26 protein-coding genes are annotated in these 23,563 nt (G+C 29.3%); 12 read left to right on the top strand and 14 right to left on the bottom strand.

Annotated elements, in window-relative coordinates:
- Positions 1 to 3: 3 nt before the first annotated feature.
- From K354_RS0108795 to K354_RS0108765, 7 genes are read left to right on the top strand one after another with little or no spacing between them, the layout of a single operon-like run.
- Complete coding sequence (locus K354_RS0108795; RefSeq protein WP_024955133.1) at positions 4 to 1,557, top strand: NAD-binding protein; 1,554 nt, start codon at positions 4 to 6, stop codon at positions 1,555 to 1,557.
- Positions 1,554 to 2,246, top strand: a complete 693-nt coding sequence (locus K354_RS0108790) for a potassium channel family protein (RefSeq protein WP_024955132.1) — start codon at positions 1,554 to 1,556, stop codon at positions 2,244 to 2,246. The genes K354_RS0108795 and K354_RS0108790 overlap by 4 nt, the downstream gene beginning before the upstream one ends.
- The gene (locus K354_RS0108785) at positions 2,243 to 3,127 is read left to right on the top strand and encodes an NAD(P)H-dependent glycerol-3-phosphate dehydrogenase (RefSeq protein ID WP_024955131.1); all 885 of its coding nucleotides are present in this window, start codon (positions 2,243 to 2,245) and stop codon (positions 3,125 to 3,127) included. The genes K354_RS0108790 and K354_RS0108785 overlap by 4 nt, the downstream gene beginning before the upstream one ends.
- Complete coding sequence (locus K354_RS0108780) at positions 3,127 to 4,200, top strand: glycoside hydrolase family 3 N-terminal domain-containing protein (RefSeq protein ID WP_024955130.1); 1,074 nt, start codon at positions 3,127 to 3,129, stop codon at positions 4,198 to 4,200. Before K354_RS0108785 ends, K354_RS0108780 begins: the two co-directional genes overlap by 1 nt.
- The gene (locus tag K354_RS0108775; protein WP_051505409.1) at positions 4,187 to 5,410 is read left to right on the top strand and encodes an amidohydrolase family protein; all 1,224 of its coding nucleotides are present in this window, start codon (positions 4,187 to 4,189) and stop codon (positions 5,408 to 5,410) included. The genes K354_RS0108780 and K354_RS0108775 overlap by 14 nt, the downstream gene beginning before the upstream one ends.
- A complete protein-coding gene (gene amrB / locus K354_RS0108770; protein WP_037940567.1) occupies positions 5,407 to 6,180 on the top strand; it encodes an AmmeMemoRadiSam system protein B in 774 nt (257 codons plus the stop codon). The genes K354_RS0108775 and amrB overlap by 4 nt, the downstream gene beginning before the upstream one ends.
- Positions 6,181 to 6,190: 10 nt before the next feature.
- Positions 6,191 to 6,562: a diacylglycerol kinase gene (locus K354_RS0108765; protein ID WP_024955127.1), complete on the top strand. Its 372-nt coding sequence runs from the start codon at positions 6,191 to 6,193 to the stop codon at positions 6,560 to 6,562.
- Here K354_RS0108765 and truA read toward each other — a convergent pair.
- The 7 genes from truA to glmU are packed head-to-tail and all read right to left on the bottom strand — an operon-like array spanning position 6,546 to position 12,911.
- Complete coding sequence (gene truA / locus K354_RS0108760) at positions 6,546 to 7,280, bottom strand: tRNA pseudouridine(38-40) synthase TruA (RefSeq protein ID WP_245600597.1); 735 nt, start codon at positions 7,278 to 7,280, stop codon at positions 6,546 to 6,548. The genes K354_RS0108765 and truA overlap by 17 nt on opposite strands.
- 9 nt (positions 7,281 to 7,289) lie before the next feature.
- Positions 7,290 to 8,315, bottom strand: coding sequence for an LptF/LptG family permease (locus K354_RS0108755; protein ID WP_024955125.1), 1,026 nt, complete (start codon positions 8,313 to 8,315; stop codon positions 7,290 to 7,292).
- The gene (locus K354_RS0108750) at positions 8,308 to 9,039 is read right to left on the bottom strand and encodes a prepilin peptidase (protein WP_051505408.1); all 732 of its coding nucleotides are present in this window, start codon (positions 9,037 to 9,039) and stop codon (positions 8,308 to 8,310) included. The genes K354_RS0108755 and K354_RS0108750 overlap by 8 nt, the downstream gene beginning before the upstream one ends.
- Complete coding sequence (locus K354_RS0108745) at positions 9,036 to 9,713, bottom strand: di-trans,poly-cis-decaprenylcistransferase (protein ID WP_024955123.1); 678 nt, start codon at positions 9,711 to 9,713, stop codon at positions 9,036 to 9,038. Before K354_RS0108745 ends, K354_RS0108750 begins: the two co-directional genes overlap by 4 nt.
- Positions 9,714 to 9,718: 5 nt before the next feature.
- Positions 9,719 to 10,441 carry a hypothetical protein gene (locus K354_RS0108740; protein ID WP_024955122.1) on the bottom strand — a complete coding sequence of 241 codons (723 nt, stop codon included), beginning with the start codon at positions 10,439 to 10,441 and terminating at the stop codon, positions 9,719 to 9,721.
- Entirely contained in the window at positions 10,438 to 11,619 is a 1,182-nt protein-coding gene (coaBC, locus tag K354_RS0108735; protein WP_037940565.1) for a bifunctional phosphopantothenoylcysteine decarboxylase/phosphopantothenate--cysteine ligase CoaBC, read from the bottom strand. Before coaBC ends, K354_RS0108740 begins: the two co-directional genes overlap by 4 nt.
- Positions 11,619 to 12,911, bottom strand: a complete 1,293-nt coding sequence (gene glmU / locus K354_RS0108730; protein ID WP_024955120.1) for a bifunctional UDP-N-acetylglucosamine diphosphorylase/glucosamine-1-phosphate N-acetyltransferase GlmU — start codon at positions 12,909 to 12,911, stop codon at positions 11,619 to 11,621. The genes coaBC and glmU overlap by 1 nt, the downstream gene beginning before the upstream one ends.
- Before the next feature lie 209 nt (positions 12,912 to 13,120).
- Here glmU and K354_RS0108725 point away from each other — a divergent pair, with 209 nt between their 5' ends.
- Genes K354_RS0108725 through fliP form a run of 3 tightly spaced genes read left to right on the top strand, consistent with a single transcriptional unit; the run spans position 13,121 to position 15,411 of the window.
- The gene (locus K354_RS0108725) at positions 13,121 to 13,885 is read left to right on the top strand and encodes a motility protein A (protein ID WP_024955119.1); all 765 of its coding nucleotides are present in this window, start codon (positions 13,121 to 13,123) and stop codon (positions 13,883 to 13,885) included.
- Between the two features lie 8 nt (positions 13,886 to 13,893).
- Complete coding sequence (locus tag K354_RS0108720) at positions 13,894 to 14,676, top strand: OmpA/MotB family protein (protein WP_024955118.1); 783 nt, start codon at positions 13,894 to 13,896, stop codon at positions 14,674 to 14,676.
- A complete protein-coding gene (gene fliP / locus K354_RS0108715; RefSeq protein ID WP_024955117.1) occupies positions 14,677 to 15,411 on the top strand; it encodes a flagellar type III secretion system pore protein FliP in 735 nt (244 codons plus the stop codon).
- Between the two features lie 17 nt (positions 15,412 to 15,428).
- Here fliP and K354_RS15010 read toward each other — a convergent pair whose 3' ends face one another.
- From K354_RS15010 to K354_RS0108700, 3 genes are all read right to left on the bottom strand, one after another.
- Positions 15,429 to 15,593: a hypothetical protein gene (locus K354_RS15010; RefSeq protein ID WP_156928224.1), complete on the bottom strand. Its 165-nt coding sequence runs from the start codon at positions 15,591 to 15,593 to the stop codon at positions 15,429 to 15,431.
- Positions 15,594 to 15,733: 140 nt separating this feature from the next.
- The gene (locus K354_RS0108705) at positions 15,734 to 17,101 is read right to left on the bottom strand and encodes a nickel/cobalt transporter (RefSeq protein WP_024955116.1); all 1,368 of its coding nucleotides are present in this window, start codon (positions 17,099 to 17,101) and stop codon (positions 15,734 to 15,736) included.
- Position 17,102: 1 nt separating this feature from the next.
- Positions 17,103 to 17,978 carry a metal ABC transporter solute-binding protein, Zn/Mn family gene (locus K354_RS0108700; protein WP_024955115.1) on the bottom strand — a complete coding sequence of 292 codons (876 nt, stop codon included), beginning with the start codon at positions 17,976 to 17,978 and terminating at the stop codon, positions 17,103 to 17,105.
- Positions 17,979 to 18,041: 63 nt separating this feature from the next.
- Between K354_RS0108700 and K354_RS0108695 the strand changes: the two genes are divergently transcribed.
- Entirely contained in the window at positions 18,042 to 18,449 is a 408-nt protein-coding gene (locus K354_RS0108695) for a Fur family transcriptional regulator (RefSeq protein ID WP_084607353.1), read from the top strand.
- A gap of 19 nt (positions 18,450 to 18,468) precedes the next feature.
- On the opposite strand, the gene K354_RS0108690 is transcribed toward K354_RS0108695, so the two are convergent.
- From K354_RS0108690 to K354_RS0108675, 4 genes are all read right to left on the bottom strand, one after another.
- Complete coding sequence (locus K354_RS0108690; RefSeq protein WP_024955113.1) at positions 18,469 to 18,990, bottom strand: diacylglycerol kinase; 522 nt, start codon at positions 18,988 to 18,990, stop codon at positions 18,469 to 18,471.
- A gap of 56 nt (positions 18,991 to 19,046) precedes the next feature.
- Positions 19,047 to 19,715, bottom strand: coding sequence for an amino acid ABC transporter permease (locus tag K354_RS0108685; RefSeq protein WP_084607352.1), 669 nt, complete (start codon positions 19,713 to 19,715; stop codon positions 19,047 to 19,049).
- Positions 19,716 to 19,850: 135 nt separating this feature from the next.
- The gene (locus K354_RS0108680) at positions 19,851 to 20,636 is read right to left on the bottom strand and encodes a transporter substrate-binding domain-containing protein (RefSeq protein WP_024955111.1); all 786 of its coding nucleotides are present in this window, start codon (positions 20,634 to 20,636) and stop codon (positions 19,851 to 19,853) included.
- 56 nt (positions 20,637 to 20,692) lie between these two features.
- The gene (locus K354_RS0108675) at positions 20,693 to 22,399 is read right to left on the bottom strand and encodes a YgiQ family radical SAM protein (RefSeq protein WP_024955110.1); all 1,707 of its coding nucleotides are present in this window, start codon (positions 22,397 to 22,399) and stop codon (positions 20,693 to 20,695) included.
- 321 nt (positions 22,400 to 22,720) lie between these two features.
- Here K354_RS0108675 and K354_RS0108670 point away from each other — a divergent pair, with 321 nt between their 5' ends.
- A complete protein-coding gene (locus K354_RS0108670; RefSeq protein ID WP_024955109.1) occupies positions 22,721 to 23,260 on the top strand; it encodes a hypothetical protein in 540 nt (179 codons plus the stop codon).
- Positions 23,261 to 23,563: the final 303 nt, after the last annotated feature.

Here is a 23,563-nt window from a genome sequence, read left to right as displayed (position 1 = left end):
CTAATGATAGCAAGGCTTATTGTCTCTTTTGTATATTTTTTAGACGCATGCAAAAATTATAAAAAGGCAAAAAGTGTTGCTTATGATATTTTAGAAAATCCAAAGTCAAAGATAAAACCATATTTTGATGCATTTATAATCTTCTTAGTTTTAATAACGGTTTCAATATTAATTTATGATATAGCACATGAATTACCATATCACTTTGAATTTGTTGAAAATTTAGCGGTGAGCATATTTATACTAGAGTGGTTAGGTAGATTTTGGATTCATGATGATATTCGGTTAGATATCATAAAGTATCATGAAAGAATGATTAATTTAGGATTAAAGCCTAGTTTAGTAAAAATGTGTAAAATATATTTTTTTAAAAAAATAAAATATATTTTTTCTCCAATGTCAATTATTGATTTACTAGCAATTCTCCCTACATATAGACCACTTAGAATTTTAAGAATATTTTTAATTTTTAGACTTTTAAAAATCTTTCGATATACAAAAAGTTTAAATATATTTTTTAAAGTTTTAAGTGATAAAAAATTTGAATTTAATTTTCTATTTTTAATAGGAATTTTTACAGTTTTTCTTTCTTCAACAATTATGTATGTATTTGAAGGAATTGGAAATAATCCAAATATAACATCTTTTTTAGATGCTGTTTATTGGGCTATTATTACGATTACAACTGTGGGATATGGAGATATAACACCAGTGACATTTACTGGTAAAATAGTAACTTTATTTCTTGTTGGTGGAGGATTTCTAATACTCGTACTTGCTACTTCCATTGTGACAAATGCTCTTTCTGATAAGATTGATATTGTAAGAGAAAATCAACTTTTAACTCAAGCTCATAAACTTAATCATCTTATTGCTATATTTGGTTTTGGAAGAATGGGAAAAACTTTAGCAGATGAGTTACATAAAAATAAAAAAAAGTTTATAGTAGTTGATAAAGATGAAGAGAATATTTTAAAAGCAAAAGAACTTGGATTTATGTATATCAAAGCAGATGCTTCTGAATATGAAACTATTAATAATGTAGTTTTTAAGAATGATGTTGAAAAAGTTGTAATAACTACAGATAGTGATGCTTTAAACCTTTCTATTTTGTTGACAATAAAAGCGGAAAAAAAAGATATTGAAGTTATAGTTCGAGCTAATAATGATGAAAATATTAAAAAATTTAAAATTGCAAAAGCAGATCATGTCATCTTCCCTTATGAAACAGTTGCAGAGGTAGCAGTTGAGTATATAGGAAATTCTGTTAAATTTGATGCAATTGAAAATATTTTATTGCAAAATAGTTCTATAATTCTTGATGAAATAAATATTTTAAAAGGAAGTAATCTTATTGGCAAGAATATGGTTGATATTGGAATGAAAGAATTAAATATAACAACTATTGCTATTTTAAAAAATGGTCATAGCAAAAATTATATTTTTAATCCAGATTTTTATACCTATAAATTTGAAGAAAAAGATACTTTAGTAGTAATCGGTGATGAAGAAAATATAGAAAAAATTAAAAAGCGTATATCAAGGCAATTTGCATGATTAAGATTGTATTATTTGGTTATTCAAAAACTGGTCGTGAAATTGCAAAACTATTACATCCAGATGAGTATGAGTTAAATATTATAGATGAAAATCCTTTACATGTTGCACAGGCGAATGAAGATGGCTTTTTTGCTAGACATTCTACATTTAACGATGATAAATTGTTAAATGAAATGGGCATTGGAGAAGATGCTAAAATATTGTTTTGTACATCAAGTAATGATAGTTTAAACCTTTTTGTAACACTTTCTGCTAGAAATATAGATAAAAATTTAAAAATTTTGACTTTAATTTACAAAAAAGAAGATGAAAAAAAGATGCTTTTAGCTGGTGCAAATAGAACTATAAGTCCATATGATGTTGGTGCGCTTAAGGCTTTTAGGATTATTGATAAACCACAAGTTTCTAAAGTTTTAAATTTGTTTTCATCACATACAAATAAATTAGCTATTAGCGAAATAAAAATAGTGAAAGATTCTATTTTAAATGGAGTATATTTTAATGATACTAATATCTTTCGTGAATTTGATTTGATATTTTTAGGTATCCTAGATAGAGAATTAGGAGAAGAATTTATTTTTTGTTCTCAAGGGCTTAATCATAAAATAGATGATGAAGATGTTATTGTTGTTCTTGGAAGTAAAATGAACATTCAAAATTTTAAACAAAAAGTAGGATCAAAATGAATATAGCTGTAATTGGTGCTGGTAAATGGGGACAAGCCATTCACTTTTCTTTATCAAAAAGCTTTACATGTAAAATATCTTCGCGAACAAAAAAAGAGATAAAAAACTTTGTACCAATGAGTGAAGCATTGGCGTGCGAATATTTGATTATGGCACTTCCCGCACAGATTGTAAGAGCTTGGTTAAAAGAAAATTTTGAGTTTAAAAACCAAAAAATATTAGTAGCAGCTAAAGGTATTGAAAAAGGTACCGGAGCATTTTTAAATGATATTTATAAAGAGTTTGTTCCTGAAGATAATTTAGCTTTTCTTTCAGGTCCATCTTTTGCAGCAGAAGTTATAAAGTCTTTGCCAACTTGTGTAGTGATTAATGCAACAAATAGTAATTTGGCTAATAAATTTGCATCTTTTTTTCCAGATTTCATAAAAACATACATTTCAGATGATATTATTGGGGCTGAAATATGTGGAGCCTATAAAAATGTTTTAGCAATAGCAAGTGGAATATGTGAGGGATTAGAACTTGGTAACAATGCAAGAGCCAGTTTAATTTCAAGAGGTTTAGTTGAAATGAGACGTTTTGGAAAGTTTTATGGAGCGAAGGATGAAACATTTTTAGGTTTAAGTGGAGCAGGTGATCTATTTTTAACAGCATCAAGTACACTTTCTCGCAATTTTAGAGTTGGTATTGCATTAGCTAAGGAAAAAAAATTGGAAGATATCTTAATTGAGCTTGGAGAAGTAGCAGAAGGCGTTTTTACAACAGATGCTATATATGAATTATCAAAAAAAGAGGGTATTTATACTCCTATAGTTGATGAAGTATATAAGGTTTTAAAAGGTAAGTCACCTAAAGAAAGTTTGAAAGATTTGTTAGCATAATGAAATATATAGTAATTTTATTTTTATTAATCTCATCAGTCTATTCTAAAACACCATCATTAGAGTATATGATATCTCAAATGATTATGGTTGGAGTTGGTGGGAGCAAACCAAGTGAAAAATGGGTGAAACAGCTTAAAAGGGATATTGAAAATGAAAAAATAGGAGGAGTAATTCTCTTTGGTAATAATATTGAAAATCCTAAACAACTTTTAAAACTGACTACTTATTTATCTTCTGTAAAAACAAAAAATCCTCTTTTTATTGCAATAGATCAAGAGGGTGGAAAAGTTCAAAGGTTATCAGAAAAAAATAGTTTTCATTCATATGATGCAGCTTTTGAATTAGCAAGAAATAAAACTCTTACACAAACATATGAAACGTATGAAAAAATGGCTAATGAGTTGAAAGAATATGGTTTTAATGTAAATTTTGGTCCTGTAGTTGACCTTAATATCAATCCAAACTCACCTGCAATTGGAGCTAAAAAAAGAGCCTATTCTGACCAAGAAGAAATAGTTGTAGCTTATGCAACAGAATTTATAAATGCTCATAAAAGTAGAGGAATAATCACAGTTTTAAAACATTTTCCAGGACATGGAAGTGCCAAAAAAGATTCTCATAAAGATTTAACAGATGTAAGTACTACTTGGCAGTATAAAGAGTTAAAACCATATTATGATTTGATTAAATATGATAGAGTCGATGCTATTATGGTTGGGCACATTAGTTTAGACAAATTTGATAAAATATATCCAGCTTCTCTTTCAAAAAATACAATAAAAGGGCTATTAAGAAATAAGTTAGAGTTTCAAGGTGTAGTTTTTAGTGACGATATGAGGATGAAAGCTATTAGCGATAGATATACTCTAAAAGAGAGTGTAAAACTCGCTATAAATGCAGATGTAGATGTTTTGGTTTTTTCAAGCTATTTTACAAAAAAATCAAGTGTTATTAAAGAAGTAACAGACATTATACTAGAAGCCGTTAAAAAAGGTGAAATTAAAAAAGAAGAGATAATTGACTCTTATGAAAGAGTAGTTAAACTAAAGGGTAAATATGATATTAATTAAAAATGCTAAGTTAGTTAGTTTAGAAATAAAAGATGTATTAATAAAAGATGGAAAAATAGAATCTATAGAAGATAGTATTGAAATATCTGAAAATATAAGAATAATAGATGCACAAAAAAGTTTTCTTTTACCAGGTCTTGTTGATTTAAATGTAAGATTAGCAAATTCACAGTTAAATAGTAACTCTTTGAAAAAACTAACAAAAACATCTTTACATGGAGGGGTTACAACCAGCGTAATAATGCCAGATTTTTCTCCTAGACTAGATAATTCAACTTTGCTTGAACATTTTAAAATTAAGGCAGAAAAAGAAGAGTGTGATTTGCACGTTGCAGCTCCTTTATCAAATGAAGAAGATGAAAGATTAAATAACATTGCAACACTTTTAAATAATGGTGCAACAGCAATTTGGACGCCTTCTTCTAGTAATACAAATGTTTTAAAACGTGGATTTCAATATGCAAGAATGAAAAAAGCTCCAATTTTTTGTAAATGTTATGATGCTGATTTAGATGACAATGGAGTTATGAATGAAGGAGAAGTTTCATTTAGGCTTGGTCTTGGTGGTATTTCTAAGGTTTCAGAAAATTCAGAAGTAGCAAAAATTGCTGAAATTTCTTTGATAAACAATACAAAAATTATTTTTCAATCACTCTCTACAAAACGCTCAATTAGTATATTAAAAGAGATGAAAAAAATTAATAAAAATATATATAGAGAAATTTCTATTCATCATTTGTGCAAAAATGAAAATAGTTGTGATGGTTTTAATACCTATGCTAAAATAATGCCTCCTTTAAGAGAAGAGAGTGAAAGAGTAGCAATGTTAAGTGAGTTAGTACTTGGTAATATAGATGCTCTTACAAGTTTACACTCACCAAAATCAGTGACTTATAAAGATGTGGCATTTGATGATGCAGCATTTGGAATTGGTTGTATTGAAGAGTATTTATCTTTGTGTTATACGCATCTTGTAAAGAGTGAAATGATTTCAATGGATAGATTATTAACATTGTGTTCATTAAATCCAGCACATATAATAGATAGAGATGATATTGGTAAAGTAGAAGTTGGATATAAAGCAGATTTAGTTATTTTTGATGAAAAAGTATCAAAAATAATAAATGACAAAAGTTCTTTATACAATGGTGATACTCTTTTTGGAGAAGTTAAAAAGGTCTTGAAGGATGGAGTTATTGTAGAATCATGACAAGAGAAATGAGTGTAGCAGGAGTTTTTTATCCAGCTACTAGTGCTGAAGTGATATCTTCATTTAATTATTTTAATGATTTAATTTCTCAGCAATTTAATGACTCTTTATATAATGAAGATGTCAAAGCACTTATTGTACCTCATGCTGGTTATGTTTATAGTGGTTTTACTGCAAATCTTGCTTTTAGAAACGTAAACAAAATGCCTAAAAGGGTAGTTGTTATTGGACCTAGTCATAGAGTTGGATTTTATGGAGTTAGCATGAATATGTATAGCTCTTATGAAACTCCCTTTGGTGATATTAAAGCTGATATCGAGTTTAAAAAAAATTTGAAATCGAGGTTTGAATTTGTTTCAGTTGAACATGCTGAACATAGTACAGAAGTACAATTTCCTTTTATTAAACACTATTTTCCAAAGGCTACTTTAATAGAATGTGTTTATGGACAAAATGCGAATTTAGATAATTTAATCGAGACTATACTTAAAGAAGAGAATACTCTTTTAGTCATAAGTACAGATTTAAGTCATTTTTATGATCAAGACAAAGCAAATACACTTGATAAATACTGTATTGAAGGTATAGAAAATATAGATGTGGATATACTTCAAAAAGGTGAGGCATGTGGTATGCAAGGAGTAGTCGCACTTTTACATGTAGTCAAAAAAATGAGTTTACATGTAAAGAGTATAGATTATAGAACAAGTGGTGATATAACTAATGATATGAAAAGAGTTGTTGGTTATTATAGTGCAATAGTTTATTGAAAAGAGATAGATGAGAAATCAGCCAAAATATAATTTGTTTAAAAATACGATATACGCGTTAAAAGGTTTAAAAGATATTATTCAAAATGAAAGTTCTTTTAAAATAGAACTTTTATTAGCTTGTGTCATGGGAATTATTATTGTTTGTATAGATGTAACTGTAGTTGAAAAATTATTGTTATTTATTACTTTAATGGGGATACTTATAGCTGAAGCTATAAATAGTGCGATTGAAAGAGTAGTAGATCTTGTAACGTTAAAACATAATAAAATGGCTGGGCGGGCTAAAGACGTTGGAAGTGCTGTTGTTTTTTTAAGTATTATTCTTTGTATTAGTGTATGGTTTGCTATATTTTATACGAATTTTAATAAAATATTTTAGCTAAATAGAGTCCGCAAGAGGGTATTATAGCCGTACTATGTTTTTGAGTTTTATTGAGTTGTTCTTCTAATTGCTCGATTGTCAATTCTTCATTCATTACTTTAAGAGCAAAATCACTCATCATACGTACTTGACTTCTTATAAAGGAGTTCCCTAAAAAGTAAATAATAGTCATATTTTTATAAGTATATGCACCAGCTTTGAAAATGTGTCTTATATCTGTTTTTGTATCACTTCCAGTTTTTTTAAAATTTTCAAAGTCATGAGTACCTATAAAACTTTTTAAAATTGAGTTTAATTTTTTTGTATTAATATCCTTTACATGTAAAGCATATGGAGCAAAAAAAGGCTGGTATTCACCACTATACAGAACATATCTATAGAGTCTTTTATAAGCTCCATATCTTGCATGAAAATCCTCATTAACATTTGTTATAGATTTAATATAAATACTAGGAGCCAACATTTTATTTATTTTTATTTTGAGTTTTTCTAAATCTTCCCAAAAATCAGGAAGTTCACAGTGTAATACTTGTGCAGTTGCATGGACCCCTGCATCAGTTCTTCCACTACCTACTAGATTAGTTTGAATATTAAGCTTTTTAAATACTTTAGTTATTAATCCAGCTACAGTAGTAAGTTTTTTATTGTTTTTTTGGATTTGAAATCCATTAAACTTACTCCCATCGTAACTTAGTGTGATTTTTACTTTTATCACTAATAAACCTTAATATTTTAAAAGAATTTTTTTTCTATAAAATATATATGAACATATAAAACTAATACTAATTACAAGAGCAACTGCAGGTAAATTTGCAAGTTTTACTAAAAGAAAACCAGGAACAAGATATCCTATTATTACTGTAAACATAGAGAGGTAAATTTTATTTTTTTCATACCTATATGTAACGATACCAATGCTAAGAGCAAACAAAACTGTAGCAATTGGGAAAAGTGCGATGAGAAGGAAAAAAGCTAAATTATAAGCTCTTTTTTTGTTTTTAAGTGCTTCTTCCCAATAAGAAAGTATATTTACAACTTTACTTACTTCATCTTTTTCTCCACTTTTAATATACATTTCACTAAAATTAATTTGTTCTATTTTTTTATCAGATATTTCAAATGCTTTACCTTTATCTAAAATAAGTTTTAAATTACCATTGTCATTGTCAATATTTGCAGTAGTTGCTGTAATGATTTTTTCTGCTTTATTAGAAGAAGCTTCTTGAAACATAACAATGCCATTAAAACTATCTTTTTGTTCACTTTTATCAATATAAACTAACCAATTAGAAAATTTTTGTCCAAATTCTGTAGCTTTGATGTTAAATTTTGCTTCAGCTTTTTTATAGTCTAAAAAATTTGCATTTAACTGTTTTGCTGTTGGAATTAAAACTAAAATATTTATAATTAAAAGAGAAGAGAGAATAGAAGCTACGATAATAAAAAGTTTAGATATTTTTTGTGGTTTATACCCAAGCGTAAAAAGTACAATTGTCTCATTTTCTTTGGATAAATTAAACAAAGATAAGCTTAGTGCAATAAAAAATGTAACGGGTAAAGTATAGAGTAATATGTTTGGTAAAAGATAAATATAGAGTACACCAAGTTCAAAAAAAGTTATTTTTATAACAGAAGTAATACTTGCTATTTTTATGAAAAACACTATAGAAGTTATAAAAAATAGTGTAAAAAATAGTGAAGAAAACAGTGAACTAAAGCTTCTTAGTAAATAGTTATTAACTCTACCCATAAATCATGTCCAATACTTGATGAATTTGTGGAGTAAATGTCCACGTAATAAATAGTCCAAATGCTAAAAAAGGTATAAAAGGTAATTCATAACCTTTTTTTGACACTATTAAAAAAACTGGAAGTGCAATTATAGCAGATATATAAATAGCTGCAAGTCCAAGTTCCACTCCTACAGTAGCTCCAATAATACCAGCAATGATAATATCAGCTTCACCCATGGCCTCTTTTTTGATAATCCACGAAACTAAGATGCGAAGTAGTGCAAATGCACCAGCTAATAAAAGTGCATCATTAAGAGAAATTAAAAAATCTTGCACAAAAACAGAGATAAAAAGAGCAGGAATACTTATATTATCAGGTACAGCTTTGTATTTTAAATCGATTAAACTTAAGGCTAAAAGCATTGTAAAAAGAGAAGCAATAATAGCCGCTTTAAGTAAACTGTCTGTTTTTAGTGTCACTAGAACAAATATGAAAGTTGTCAAAATTTCAACAATAGGATACTGGATAGATATCTTTTTTTTACAAAATGCACATTTTCCACCAAGAAAAATCCAAGAAAGAAGAGGTATATTGTGGTACCACTTTAAAGGATGTTTACACATAGGACAATGTGAAGCTGGTAAAGATATATTTTGCCCCTTAGGAACTCTTATAATAACAACGTTTAAAAATGACCCTATACAAAGTCCTATAATTCCAATTAAAACTATTTCCATCATAGTGCTCCAAATCTTCTAGACGTTGTTTTATATTTTGAGAGTATTGTTTCAAGCTCACCCGTACTAAAATCAGGCCAAAGTGTACTTGTAAAAAATAGTTCAGCATAAGCACTTTGCCAGAGTAAAAAGTTAGATAACCTTTGATCCCCACCAGTTCTTATAAGTAAATCAATATCAGGAAAATTTGAAGTATCTAGAAGTTGGCTTATATCTTCTTCACTCACTGTAACTCCTGTTTTTATCGCCTTATTTACTGCTCTTGTTATCTCATCACGAGAGCCATAATTGATAGCTAAAATTTGTGTCATGCCTGAACACTGGACTGTTTCTTTCTTTAAATGTAAAATAGCTTTTTGTAAAGAATTTGAAAATTTACTGATATCTCCAATCACTTCAAAGCGTATATTATTTTCTTTTAATACTATTAACTCTTTTTTCAAAAATTTTGTGAGAAGTTTCATTAAAAATTCTACTTCTGTTTTAGGACGTTTCCAATTTTCTGTACTAAATGCATACAAGGTAAGATACTCTACTCCTATTTTTGCACAATATTGTGTTATAGTTCTAACATTATTTGCGCCTTCTTCATGTCCAGATGAACGTTTTTTATTTTGACGTTCTGCCCATCTTCCATTACCATCCATAATAATTGCTAGATGTTTTAAATAGTTCATTAGTTTTATCCTTTTAAATCTAGTATCAACTTATCAGAAGTATAGAGTGGTTCGATTTGTTGGTTGATACTTATATTGGCACTTATCTTAGATTTTCGTAATTCCTTAGTTAAAAATGAGTGTGTTTTATGAAAAAGTACTTTTAAATCTAATATTTCATCATCTATAGTTCCTATTATAGGACCTAAATTTTCATAAGCACAGTAAAATTCTATGTGATTTGGAGCCAGCCTTATTTGTAAGAGATTTGCCTTTTCTTTTTGTTTTAATGGAAGATGAATTATACCTTCTTTTAAAGCAAGTAACATTTCACTAAAAAGTTTAAAAGTATCTTTTTGGGTTTCCTCATTAGCTAAGTTTTCAAGTAACCACTCTTTTAGAGTACTTAAGGGAGACTCTACTTTTATAAGTTCTTCTAAAAATTTCATAACATCAATATCTAAAAAATTCTCGTCATTTTGTAAAAAATTAGGCTTTTTTACTAAATTCGATATTGTAATAATCCCATTTTTACTTTCACCAAAATTACCCCAGTATTTTGCACCACTTTCAAGCTTTTTTTGACTTTTTGTTGTAAATTCTCTAGAACCTAGGAGAAGTTTATATCTATTCATAGTAAGTGTTTTTAAAACAACTATGTTAATAGGAAGTGAGCCGTTAAATCTCATAGGATTTGAACTGTTTTTACTCGCTTCTATTTTTGAGAGTTTAGAGATTGTTCTTATCATAGAGTTTTTGATAATTTCACTAATTGTACTGCAATTTCAAATTTACTTGAAAGTGCAAGTTGATTTTCGATATTTTTACTTATAAAAGTAATTTCATTATTGTCACTTCCAAAACAGTTCTCTTGTTTTAGCACATTTAGACATACTGCATCGAGTGATTTTTTCTCTAACATATTTTTTGCATTTCTTAAAGCACTGTTTTGATCTGTTTCAGCTTTAAAACCTATGGCTTTTATATCTTTTTTGTCTAAACCAAGTAAAATATCTTCATTTTTTACAAGTTCTAAATCCCAGTTATCTCCTAACTCTTCTTTTTTTAACTTACCATCACAAATTTTTTGAGGTACAAAATCACTAATTGCTGCACACATAAAAAGATAAGAGTCTTTTTCTAAAGAGTTTTGTATGGCTTGTTTATACTCTTGCGTTGTGCTTACATGTAAAGAATTTATTGGTAAAGTTTCATCTGGTTTTGAAGTGATAAGTTTTACATTGGCACCATATAAATAAAATGCATAAGCTAAGGCATTTGCCATTTTTCCACTTGAAAAATTTGTTAAGCATCTTACGTCATCTATTTTTTCAACACTTCCACCACCAGTGATAACAACTTTTTTATTAACCCAAAACTCGTCTTTTAAAAGCTCTCGTGAAGTTATATCAAAGATACTTTGAGGCTCACTCATTGCACCCGTTCCTGTATCTAAACAAGCTAGGAGTTTATCTTGAGGTTCACATATAATAAAACCAAGATTTTTAAGAATTTGTGTGTTTTGTTTTGTAATAGGATTGAGTATCATGTTTGTATTTGCAGATGGTGCGAGTACCATAGTTTTATTAAAGGCTAAAATCGATTGAGTGAGTAAGTTATCTGCAATGCCATTTGCTAGTTTATTGATAGTATTTGCACTCACCGGAGCGATGATAAAAATATCCGCCCATTTGCCAATGTGAATGTGATTAAGGTCATTATCCCAACTTTCAGTCTCTACATGCAAAACTGTATTATGACAAATAGCTTCAAAAGTGAGGGGAGTAATAAAACGTTTTGCTTCTTCACTCATGATAACTCTTACATTTGCCTCAGCTTTGATAAAGAGACGAATAAGTTCTAAGGTTTTGTATATTGCTATACTTCCTGTTACACCTATAAGTATGTTTCTATTTTTTAACACTATTATTTCCCGAAAAATTTATAGAAAAACCCATCAACTATCTTTAATGGAGCTCTTGTTATGGCTAAACAACCTTTTTTCAAATCTTTTGTTACCGTAGTACCAGAAGCTATAATTACATCATCCTCAACTTTTACAGGAGCCACAAGTTGTGTATCGCTTCCTACAAATACGTTTTTTCCTATGATTGTTTTATATTTTGCTTTCCCATCATAGTTACATGTAATAGTACCACATCCTATATTAGTTCCCGTATCTATTTCACTGTCCCCTAGATAAGCAAGATGTCCTGCTTTTACACCATTGAGTGTTGATTTTTTGATTTCTACAAAGTTCCCTATGTGAGAGTCAATCAAAACAGATTTTGGACGAACTCTTGCCATAGGTCCAATGCTAGAATTTTTTAACATACTATCTTCAACAACACTATTTGTTTTAATGTGTGAGTTGATGATTTTGGCTCCTTTTAGAAGTGAAACACCACTTTCTAATATACTTTCACCCTCTATTGTAACATCACTTTCAATGTATATAGTCTCAGGAAGTCTCATACTAACTCCAGCTTCCATAAATCTTTTTTTGATTCTTTTTTGCATAAGCTCTTCTGCTTGTGCCAAGTGGTATTTAGAATTAACTCCCATAAATGTTTCTTCATTTATCTCAACAGCTTTTACTTGGAGTTTTTGCTCATTTGCAATACTTATTAAGTCTGTTATGTAGTACTCTTTTTGATTATTGTTGTTAGACAATTTTGATAAGTTTGTATTTAAAAAATCTGTATCAAAAAGATATACTCCTGCATTGACACTTTTTACTTTAAGCTCAAGTTCATTTGCATCTTTTTGTTCTACAATTTTTGCTACATTTTTAGAGTCATCCATGATAACTCTACCATATCCTGTAGCATCATTTGCTATAAAACTACTCATAACTACAGGAGCATCTTCATCAAAAAATATTTGCATATCTTGGGCCTCTAAAAGTGGCATGTCACCATTGAGTACTAAGACTTTTTCATATTTTGGTGAAATACCCATAATAGCACCACCTGTTCCTGGAAAGTTATCATAATCTTGAATGTGAAAGTGAATATTTTCAAAATGCTTGTTCATTTCATCTTGTACTAATTGAGCTTGATGATAGAGTATTACATGTATATCATTTGAAATTTTTTTTGCTTCTTTAATAATATGATATAACATAGGAAAACCGCTAATTTGATGTAAAACTTTTGGTTTTTTTGATTTCATTCTGGTGCCAAATCCAGCAGCCATAATTGCAATAGAACAATTCATTTTATTTCTCCTTATCAAGGATTCACTTTCCTTGAAAATTCTCTCGTTTTTTTTACTATTTTTTAGAAAGTAAATAATTTATTAAAATAGACGATATTTTAACAGAAAATTGTTTTAATCGTTATAAAATAAGGCTTTTAACCGCTTTTTAACATAAAAACAAATAAAATAGTACAAATTTAAAGTTCTGATTAAAAAGGCAAGGAAGCATGGATTTAGGAACAGTCGTTGGTTTAGTACTTACGTTAGCACTTCTTTTTGGTGCAATGGCGATGGGTGTTGGTATCGGTCCTTACATTGATATACCTTCAGTTTTAATTGTTTTTGGTGGTACAACAGGGGTTCTTCTCGTCGGTTTTAAGATGGAGCAGATGAAAAGTCTTTCGAAAATTTTTATGATTGCAATTAAACCTCCACAGGAAAATATTCCAGAACTTATCAAAAAAATGGTTGATTATTCTACAAAAGCAAGACGTGATGGAATTTTAGCATTGGAAACTGATGCTAATTCAGAAGAGAATGAATTTTTAAAAAAAGGTCTTTCTATGGCCGTTGATGGAAATGAACCTGATACTATTAGAGCTTTATTAGAAATAGATATGGAACAGACAAGTGAACGACACAAAGGAAATGCTCAAATATTTGCTCAAATGGGTGGTTTTTCAGGTGCTATGGGTATGATTGGTACACTTATTGGTCTTGTTGCGATGCTTTTAAATATGGCTGATCCTTCGGCTATTGGTCCTGCAATGGCTGTTGCTTTGCTTACTACAATGTATGGTGCTATGATAGGTAATATTGTTGGTGCTCCTGTTGCAAATATTTTAGAAATTAGAGATGGAGATGAAACATTAGCCAAAACACTTATTCTTGAGGGGATTATGGCGATTCAAGCTGGAGATAATCCAAGAACTTTAGAGGGTAAATTGTTATCATTTTTACCACCTAAAGAGAGAAATTCTCAATTTGATTAGGAAAAATAATGGCTAAAAAATGTCCAGATTGTCCTAAATGTCTTCCTCAATGGTTAGCTGCATTTGGTGATTTGATGTCACTTCTTTTATGTTTTTTCGTTTTGCTTTTATCAATGTCTACGATGGATGCAAAAAAGATTCAAGAAGCAATTGGTTCACTTGCAGGTGCTTTGAGTGTTCTTGAAGGTGGTACAAAAACTGAAATTAGTCGTGAAAGGCAACAACAAGCAACACCAATTGAATCAACTGACGAAACTTCAAATCGAGTTCAAACAGCACAACTAAAAAAAGAAATTATAGAAATAAATGAAATACTAAAAATAGCTGGTGGTCCTGAAATACAAATAGAAGAAGCAGAAGATGGTTTTATTATAAGACTTCCTGATGGACTTTTATTTGCACCTGGTTCTGCTGTAATTCAAAATGAAGATGCACTTTTGTTTTTAAAACGTATTGCTTTAATAATAAAAAAATTACCTGAACGTCTACATATAAAAGCAAGAGGGCATACAGACAATAATCCTCCAGCTAGTACAAGTCCTTATAAAGATAATTGGGAACTTTCAACTGCTCGTGCAGTAAGTGTAGTAAAAGAATTAATTAAAAATAGAATAGATCCTAAAAAAATTATAGCTTCAGGAAAAGCACAGTTTGATCCTTTAACTTCAAATGCAACTCCAGAGGGAAGGGCTAAAAATAGAAGGGTTGAACTCCATTTTTACTCTTTAGATTCTTCTTTAAAGAAAAAAGCACAAAAGAGTGTTTTAGATTCAGCATCAGGGGCAAAGTAGTTGAGAAAATATTTTATTCTTTTTTTGCTTTTAAGTACAAATATACTTATTGGTGCGGACACTATTCCAACAGTCAATTTAAGTCTTAGTGCCCCAGATTCTCCAGAGCAATTGGTCACAAGTTTAAATTTACTTGTTGTTCTTACGATACTTGTTCTAGCACCATCGATAATTTTTGTAGGCACAAGTTTTTTAAGACTTATTGTAGTTTTTTCATTTTTACGTCAAGCTCTTGGAACACAGCAAATGCCACCAAATCAAGTATTGGTTTCATTGGCTTTAATACTAACATTTTTTATTATGGAGCCAATAGCTACAAAATCTTATAACGAAGCTGTAAAACCATATCTTGCTCAAGAAATAGGTTATCAGGATGCCTTTGAAAAAGGAGTACAACCTTTTAAAGCTTTTATGGTAAGAAATACTCGAGAAAAAGATTTAGCACTTTTTTTTCGTATAAGAAAATTAGAAAATCCAAAAAATATTGAAGATGTACCTCTAACTGTAGCAATGCCAGCTTTTATTATCAGTGAATTAAAAACAGCTTTTCAAATAGGTTTTTTACTCTACCTTCCATTTTTAGTAATTGATATGGTTGTTGCCTCAGTTCTTATGAGTATGGGTATGATGATGTTACCTCCAGTTATGATTTCTTTGCCATTTAAATTGCTTGTATTTGTGCTTGTAGATGGTTGGAATTTACTTGTTGCAAATCTAGTTGAAAGCTTTCATTAACATTTGAAGTATTTGACTTACCATGTAAATCTTTTTTGACGATTATCTATAAAATCCAGCGTATCTATTTCTAGTGGGTCTTTTTTTTCATTATAGGACGGTTTTATACTTTTTGAAGTTGTACAACCCGATATTAACAGTGTTATAACACAATAAATAGTTATTAAACAAATATTTTTCATTAGCAATACCTTTTATTATAATAATAAAAAATTATAATATATATTCTATTTAACATTACTGAATACTCATGATATAAGCATCTAATATTATATATTGGTAGTAAAAATTTGCTAATTACAAATTTAGTAGAGATTTTCCACTAAATTTGTAACGGAGATATTAAAAGAGTTATTCCTAAAATTAGTATAAATATGATGGCTAAGTATTCTATTATATTAATAACACTATTAAAATTATTAGTAATTTTTACATGTAAATACTGTGCAAAAATAGAACTTGCAAAAATAACACTGCCCATTCCTAAAGCCATAGCTAAAGCACTTAAAATACCAATAAAATAATTACCTAAAGTAAAAGTAAGTATAAAAATAACAACTGTACCAGCACAAGGAATCATACCAGCAGAAATTGCAATACCCCAATCTTTTTTTGTAGAGGCACAAGAGTGGCAAGAACAACAATGCTCATGACTTTCACTTGAGAATTTTTTGTAAAGCATATATAGCGCAATAAGTATGATAATAACAGCACTCATGTAACTAGTATATACACTTATATCATTGAGAACTTTACTCACAAATGTTTTAATAATATAGATACTCGTTATGACTAAAACAAAAGCACTCACTACATGGATAATTCCTATACGAAAAGAAAACAATAATGCTTTATACCAATTTCCACCATTAGCCAAAAAATAACTTGTTACAAGAGTTTTGCCATGTCCTGGTCCTAGTGCATGAAAAAATCCATACAAAAAAGAAAATCCAAGTAAAATAGATAGTTTTTTAAAAGTATTTCCTTTTTGTATGTTTTGTAAAGAGTCTTTAATATTATCCGTATATTTTGCTAAGATTTTTTTTAAAGAAGAAAAAAAGTTGTTTTGTTTTATATCTTTTGCTGCACTGATTTTAGGGACAATATCTTTTAGAGTTTTTTCTTTAGGCGGAAGTGAACTTGAAACTTTATAATAAGCAACATAATTATTTATATTGGGAAATAAATAGAGTGAATCATATAAAGATATCTTTTTGGATTCTAAAATCCTAAAATCAAAAAATCCCTCATAGTCTTTAAAAACTATTTTAATAGTTCTATTTTCTAATAATTTGAGGAAAAAATCTGTTTTAAAATCAAAAATTATTTGTTTATCTCTATAGACCATTTTAGAATTCTCAACTTTAAATTTTAAATTTTTGTTTGATTGTTCATTATCATAAAAAGATATTTGCATGAGAAAATTTCTTGGTTCAATATAATCAATAAGTGTTTTTTTTACTTCAATTATTTCTGAAGGGTCAAATTTTTGATTATTATTTACATCATAACTACTTAAAAGTTGGTTTGTAAAAGCCTCAGAAAAAATCCACTTGATATTTAAACCAAGTAGATTTTTGTTTTCTTTTATCATATTTATTTGTGTATGTATTTTGGGTGTATACAAACTACATAATGCACAAGCATTTAAAAAAATAGGAAAAAAGATAAAGAATACAAGTTTTTTCAATTTACATCTTTTTAGTTGATAAAGCTTTTGCAAAAGTTTTTAAATTTTCACTCCAATTTTCACTAAGAGGGCTGATCTGAATCACTGGAATTTTAAGTTCATGTGCTAAACTTTTTGCAATTTTATCTGAAAATTCTGGAGAAGTAAATATAGCTTTTGCATTTTCTTCTTTTGCTTCTTCTATGATAAATTTTAATGTTTGAGGTTTAGGACTTTTCCCTTCTACTTCAATAGGAACTTGGATAAGGTGATACTCTTTTGCAAAATAACCCCAAGATGGATGAAATACTAAAAATTTTGTATTTTTTGGTGTATTTCTTAGTATATTTTGTATTTCTCTATCTGTATTATGAATTTTGATTAAAAATTTATCTAAATTCTTTTTATAGTAGTTTGTGTTTTCTGCATCTATTTTTATAAGTTCGTTATATATATTTTTTGCAATAATTTCTACATTTTTTGGACTTGTCCAAGTATGAGGGTCTTTACCATCATGGTGTTCTTCGTTCTTTTCATGATGTTCTTCGTGATCTCCACCATGGTGATGACTTTTCATAGCGATTTTTTTTATGCCTATGGTTGAGTCAGATATGATCATTTGTTTATTTTGGTTACTAAATTTATCTAACCATGCATCTTCAAACTCTACACCAATTGTAAAATAGATATCAGCCTCAGCTATATCTTTCATTTGACTTGGTTTAGGCTCATATGTATGAGGTGAGTTTCCTGGTTTTACCATTAGACTAACGTCAACTTTATCTCCTCCTATAGCTTTAACAAAAGTTTGTTGGGGTAAGATACTTACAATAGTATTTAGATTAGCAAATAATAAACTGTTACAACATAAAAACATGATTAAAATTATTTTTTTCATTTGATTCCTTTTTTGCAACTTAGTCGCATTTAATTTTAGAAATGATATACTATATAAACTTTAATGCAACTTAGTCGCATTATAATTGGAGATGGTTTGAATATTGAAAACATTGTAAAAAAGAAAAATTTAAAATTAACGAGTGCTAGAAGGGAACTTTTAGAAATTTTGTTTTACGCTAAAAATCCTCTTTCATATGAAGATATTAAAGAAAATATAGTTATGGATAAAGCTACTTTTTACAGAAACATAATAAAATTTGAAGAAGAAAACATTATAAACTCTTTTGAGTCAAATGACAAAAAGAGATATTTTGAAATTTTTCAACAGCCTCATCCTCATTTTGTCTGTTCAAGATGTCATAATATTGAATGTATAAAAGAAAGATTGGATTTTAATTTAGAAGGGTATTTAGTAGAAAATATCATCTTAAAAGGTTTATGCAAAGTTTGTAATAAAACTTCAATATAAAACATGTAAGAGAATTCCCTTATATGTAAAGCTCAAATCTATCCATCTGTTTTAAGAGTGCATCAAAAAGTTTTTGTGCATGTTGTAGAGTTTTCTCATTTTGATTTTCAGCTTTTTCTAAAAGTTTATCGATTGTTTTCAAAGTACTATCGCTGAGATAGTTTTTTGTATTTAAGTCTTCTGCTTTTGGTAAATAAGAGTTTATATCAAATGCTTTATTGGTAATTTGTGCCATTGAGTAATCTTCTTCACTTGCATTGACCTCTTCAAAATATTTTTCCAGCATAGGTTGGACAAGTTTCATAGCATCATCTATCTCTTTTTGGTCTTGAGCATCTATACCATCACCTGCATATTGAAAGCTATAACCATACGAGTGAGATAAGCTTAACATCATAGTAGTAGAATTTTCATCTTGTTTATATGAAACTTCAGAAGATTTTTCATCGTAGAGTTTTAAATCTATCTTATCACCACTACTTGTTTGCATTGACAAGTTAAAGTCATTATAACTGTAATTACTCGCATTGATACCTTGCATAATAATCCTCCTTATATATAAGAAGTACATCGGCAAAAAGTAAATTTCATGTAGTATTAATTTTTCATTTTGTCTTCGAGCCTTTTTGCATAGTAAGAGATAGGATAGGTAAGGGCAAGATAACCTAGTGCTAAAGGTATATAACTCTCTAGCGTAGAGTATGTATAGGCGTTGACTTCTTGAGCATTCATAGTAAACTCACTAATAGAGATAATAGAAAGAAGTGAAGAGTCTTTGATAATAGAAGCAAATTGTCCTGTTAGTGGGGGCAAAATCCTTTTATAGGCCTGTGGAAAAATGATATACAGATATGACTGAAAAGGGGAAAATCCAAGTGATTTTGCAGACTCGTATTGTCCTTTTTCTATACTTTTGATTCCTGCACGTATGATTTCACTTACATAGGCTCCTGCAAACATAGAGAGTATGACTGTTCCTACTATGTATCTATTGTCAAAGCCAAGATTGTTGGCAAATACATAAAAGAAAATAAGGATTTGCACTAAAAGAGGCGTTCCTCTAATAATCTCTATATAAAATCTTGAGAAAAATCTTAATAGTATAAATTTTGAGTTTTGCCCATAAGCAAACAGAACACCTAAGATTAAACTCAAAATAAGAGCAAAAAAGGAGATATAGATAGTGACTAAAAAACCATCTATAAATTTTTGTTTGTACTCGTATATCGTATCCCAATGAAAATCATAAGAGATTGATGTAAACATAAAGTAACATACAAAAAATACGATACCACAAAGCAATATAAAGTTGAAGATGTAAACACTTTTAAAAGTCTTTACATCTTCTTTTTGGTCTATTTCTTGTACAAAAAAATCTTTAAACTTTAAGATAGTGTATCCCTAAAAGAAAAAAGGAACACCAAGCTTATCAAATGTAGCTCGTGCTTTTGTTAAATATTTTTTTGAAAGATTATCAAATGTACCATCACTTTTTGCTTGTTTTATAAAAGCATCTACTTTAGTTTTAAGTTCAGTATTGCCTTTTTTGATTGCAGCTCCCCAGTATTCTGGACTGTCTTGAAAAGGTTTTAGAAGTGCAACTGTAGTATTTTGATGTTTGTTCCAGTTTTTATATATAGTCAATTGGTCATAAAGAAAACCATCTGCTTTTTTCTGAATCACTTCAAGGACTGCTGCATTTTCTTTATCAAATACCAACAAATCAGCATTTTTTAGATACTTTCCAGCATATACATGACCAGTAGTCCCTTTTTTGACAGCGATTTTTTTGCCTTTTTGGTTTAAATCATTGATGTTTTTTACACCACTTGAAGGATTTGTCAAAATAGCCAAATTTGATTGTGCATAAGGGATAGAAAAGTCTATAGTTTTAGCACGCTGTTTTGTGATTGTCATAGAAGAGATTATTAAGTCTATTTTGCCTGTTTTAAGTGAAGGAATCAGACCATCCCAAGCAATATTTTCGATTTTGACTTCACGATTTAGGTATTTTCCCAAAGCATATGCTAAATCTACACTTACTCCACTTGGGTTACCCTGTTTGTCACTCATCTCAAATGGAGGATATTGAAGCTCCATCCCAACTACTAAAGGTTTTTCAGCAGCAACTAAATGTGGAACAGCTAAACATAGCGTAACTAAAAGAGCGCTAATAAGTTTTAACATAAGAATCCTTTTTTTTAATATTGATTTATTGTATAAGGAATTTTCTTAGGTATAGGTTATTTTCTAAACTTTTTATAATCTTTTTTTATTACTATATTTTTTTGTTTCTCTTTTTTATTCATATCTTTTTCCACAAAAATAGGCTTTCTTGTCTTTGGATCAAGTCCTGTATAGTACATCAATGTTGAGTATGTAGAAGGGGTAGGGGTAAAAACTTGCGCTTGTTCTGGATTCATCTTTAAGATATTTGTTGCAAAGTCTTTGAGGTTATACATGTTTTGTTCTTTACAGCCTGGATGTGCGGCAATGAGATAGTATGTTAAAAACTGTTTTTTACCTGATTCTCTATTTAGTTTGTCAAAGAGTTTTTTAAACTCGACCAAGGACTGTTTTCCTGGTTTTCTCATATATCCTAGTACTTCATCATCGATGTGTTCAGGGGCTACTTTCATCTGTCCACTAATGTGATGATTTACTATCTCTTTTAAGTAGGTATAGCCGTTGAGTTTATCATCGCTTATAAGATCGTATCTGATGCCACTTGCAATGAAAGCTTTTTTGATACCTTTGATGTCGCGTATCTTTCTTAAAAGCTTTATCTGTTTGCTATGGTCTGTTTTCATCGCACTACACATTGTAGGGAAAATACAGCTTTTATCTTCACAAGTCCCTTTTTTGAGCTTTTTCGTACACTCGTATCCGTACATATTGGCAGTTGGTCCACCAACATCGGAAATAATCCCTTTAAAATCTTTATATGTTGTAAACTTTTTTGCTTCTTTGAGTATGGATTCTTCACTTCTACTACGAATAGTCCTTCCTTGATGCACTCCAATAGCACAGAAGTTACACTCCCCATAACATCCTTGATGAGTAGTAATAGAAAACTTGATAGTGTCCAATGCTTTTACTTTTCCATCTTTTTGATAGTAAGGGTGTAAATCTCTCTCGTATTCAAGTTCACTCACTTCATCTAACTCTTCTGTTGTGAGATTGAGTGAAGGAGGGTTTTGTATGAGGTATCGAGAGTCTACTTTTTGGCAAAGTCCTTTGGCACTTATGGGGTCGTTGTTATGGTAAAAGTCATCAAACATATCTATGAATCTGTTTTTATCTTGTAAACACTCATCATGGCTTGGAAGTTGGATATAGTCCTCTTTTGGCTCTTTAGATATATAAGAAAGACCTCTTACATGTAAGGGATTTTCTTCGTTTTTTAAAGCAGTTGCAAACTCGATAATGCTTTTTTCTGACATCCCATATAAAAGATAATCAGCTTTTGCATCAAAGATAAGAGGTTTGCGAAGTTTGTTTGACCAAAAATCATAATGCGTCACACGTCTGAGACTCGCTTCAATGCCACCTAGCATGATAGGAACAGTATCTTTGTAGTGTTGTCTAATAAGATTGCAGTACTTTAAAGTTGCCATATCTGGGCGTTTGTTGTTTTTTCCACCCGGAGTATAGTCATCATCGCTTCTAAATTTTTTTGTTGCTGTATAGTTTGAAACCATGCTATCCACACTACCACCACTCACACCCCAAAAGAGTTTTGGCTCACCAAGTCTTTTGATGTCAACATCACTTTTTATATCGGGTTGTCCGATGATTCCCACACGAAAACCAGCATTTTCCAAAACACGTCCAACCACAGCCACCCCAATATATGGAGAGTCTATGTACGCATCTGAAGTAATCAATATAATATCAAGTTTTTTCCAACCTCTTTTTTTCATCTCAGCTCTTGTTGTTGGTAAAAACATTTAAGTGTCCTCGTGTATGTGATTCGTTATGTAGATATATATTATACTAAAGATTAGATAAACATAATATAATCTTTAGGATTTACATGTAACGAATATTTCGTTAGAATAAGTGCGAAAAGAAGTTTAAAAGTTTAGAAATGGGGCTTGACCCATTTTTATATTCTAAAGTGTGATATATTGTCAACTATAAAAAGCACGAGGAAAATCTTAAAAGGTGATAAATGATAAATAAAAGTAGCCTGTCCCCTTTTTTTATAATTGTCAACATTATATAAATGCCGTAGAAAAAGTTTACTATAGGATAAAAGATAAACAGTAATGATCTATAAAATAATTTTAGTAATTTCAATTATTATAAGCGTATATTTTTTTTATTTAACTAAGGTTGATCCTGATTTTAATAGATTAATACATATGTTTTATGAACCAAATGATTTAAAAGTACCTGTATTATATAAAGATATAAAAAAAATTGAAGATATTGATGGCACTTATGAAATATTAAATTGTAAATATGTACCTGAAATATATGTTTTAGGATTAGGATTGAAATATGAATTTTTGACAAATTCTTGGCATGAAAACAATATAGAACCAGATGGTGGATATAACATAAAAATGAAATTAACTATAAAAGATAATAAAAATAAAATTATTTATTCAAATATACTTAATGAATTTAGTGGTATATATGGAGGGAACTTTGGTTTAAAATATGATGAAATATTTACACTAGATAGTTTTAAATTAGTGCATTGTAAAAACCTAAATATGAAAATAGAATTTATTGATAGTAATATAAAAAATATTCCTGAAGATTTATTGTATTTATTTGTTATGGTAAATACTAACAAATAGATTAAAGAGGACAGGCTACTTTTAATTCAATAAAAGATAAAAAAATATATTTGTGAAGCATAAAAACTATGAACATAGTCTCTTTACATGTAAGACTTTTATAGCTCAAAAGTTTTACATGTAAAGATATATTTTAATTTAGGATATAAATGATGAGTTGGGCATTAAATTTTGAATTAGAAAATAATTTAAAACTACAAGGGGATAGAAAAGTAGCCTGTCCCGAATGGCACTTACTTAAGCAAAAAACACTAAACTAATATGGAATAAAACTGGCTTTAAAGAAGTATCGTAACCACACGA

Origin of the sequence: Sulfurospirillum arcachonense DSM 9755 (assembly GCF_000597725.1) — a bacterium.
In the GTDB taxonomy this organism is placed as follows: Bacteria; Campylobacterota; Campylobacteria; order Campylobacterales; family Sulfurospirillaceae; genus Sulfurospirillum_A; species Sulfurospirillum_A arcachonense.
This window is presented reverse-complemented; position numbering and strand designations above follow the sequence as displayed.

Excerpts from the sequence above, each read along its gene's own strand:
- K354_RS0108750 (WP_051505408.1), bottom strand. The coding sequence starts at position 9,039 with ATGATGGAAATAGTTTTAATTGGAATTATAGGACTTTGTATAGGGTCA.
- K354_RS0108790 (WP_024955132.1), top strand. The coding sequence starts at position 1,554 with ATGATTAAGATTGTATTATTTGGTTATTCAAAAACTGGTCGTGAAATT.
- K354_RS0108795 (WP_024955133.1), top strand. The coding sequence starts at position 4 with ATGATAGCAAGGCTTATTGTCTCTTTTGTATATTTTTTAGACGCATGC.
- K354_RS0108685 (WP_084607352.1), bottom strand. The coding sequence starts at position 19,715 with ATGTTTACATCAATCTCTTATGATTTTCATTGGGATACGATATACGAG.
- K354_RS0108780 (WP_024955130.1), top strand. The coding sequence starts at position 3,127 with ATGAAATATATAGTAATTTTATTTTTATTAATCTCATCAGTCTATTCT.
- K354_RS0108785 (WP_024955131.1), top strand. The coding sequence starts at position 2,243 with ATGAATATAGCTGTAATTGGTGCTGGTAAATGGGGACAAGCCATTCAC.
- K354_RS0108775 (WP_051505409.1), top strand. The coding sequence starts at position 4,187 with ATGATATTAATTAAAAATGCTAAGTTAGTTAGTTTAGAAATAAAAGAT.
- amrB (WP_037940567.1), top strand. The coding sequence starts at position 5,407 with ATGACAAGAGAAATGAGTGTAGCAGGAGTTTTTTATCCAGCTACTAGT.
- K354_RS0108745 (WP_024955123.1), bottom strand. The coding sequence starts at position 9,713 with ATGAACTATTTAAAACATCTAGCAATTATTATGGATGGTAATGGAAGA.
- K354_RS0108700 (WP_024955115.1), bottom strand. The coding sequence starts at position 17,978 with ATGAAAAAAATAATTTTAATCATGTTTTTATGTTGTAACAGTTTATTA.
- K354_RS0108695 (WP_084607353.1), top strand. The coding sequence starts at position 18,042 with ATGCAACTTAGTCGCATTATAATTGGAGATGGTTTGAATATTGAAAAC.
- glmU (WP_024955120.1), bottom strand. The coding sequence starts at position 12,911 with ATGAATTGTTCTATTGCAATTATGGCTGCTGGATTTGGCACCAGAATG.
- K354_RS0108720 (WP_024955118.1), top strand. The coding sequence starts at position 13,894 with ATGGCTAAAAAATGTCCAGATTGTCCTAAATGTCTTCCTCAATGGTTA.
- K354_RS0108675 (WP_024955110.1), bottom strand. The coding sequence starts at position 22,399 with ATGTTTTTACCAACAACAAGAGCTGAGATGAAAAAAAGAGGTTGGAAA.
- K354_RS15010 (WP_156928224.1), bottom strand. The coding sequence starts at position 15,593 with ATGAAAAATATTTGTTTAATAACTATTTATTGTGTTATAACACTGTTA.
- K354_RS0108740 (WP_024955122.1), bottom strand. The coding sequence starts at position 10,441 with ATGATAAGAACAATCTCTAAACTCTCAAAAATAGAAGCGAGTAAAAAC.
- K354_RS0108765 (WP_024955127.1), top strand. The coding sequence starts at position 6,191 with ATGAGAAATCAGCCAAAATATAATTTGTTTAAAAATACGATATACGCG.
- K354_RS0108725 (WP_024955119.1), top strand. The coding sequence starts at position 13,121 with ATGGATTTAGGAACAGTCGTTGGTTTAGTACTTACGTTAGCACTTCTT.
- K354_RS0108755 (WP_024955125.1), bottom strand. The coding sequence starts at position 8,315 with ATGGGTAGAGTTAATAACTATTTACTAAGAAGCTTTAGTTCACTGTTT.
- K354_RS0108690 (WP_024955113.1), bottom strand. The coding sequence starts at position 18,990 with ATGCAAGGTATCAATGCGAGTAATTACAGTTATAATGACTTTAACTTG.
- K354_RS0108680 (WP_024955111.1), bottom strand. The coding sequence starts at position 20,636 with ATGTTAAAACTTATTAGCGCTCTTTTAGTTACGCTATGTTTAGCTGTT.
- K354_RS0108670 (WP_024955109.1), top strand. The coding sequence starts at position 22,721 with ATGATCTATAAAATAATTTTAGTAATTTCAATTATTATAAGCGTATAT.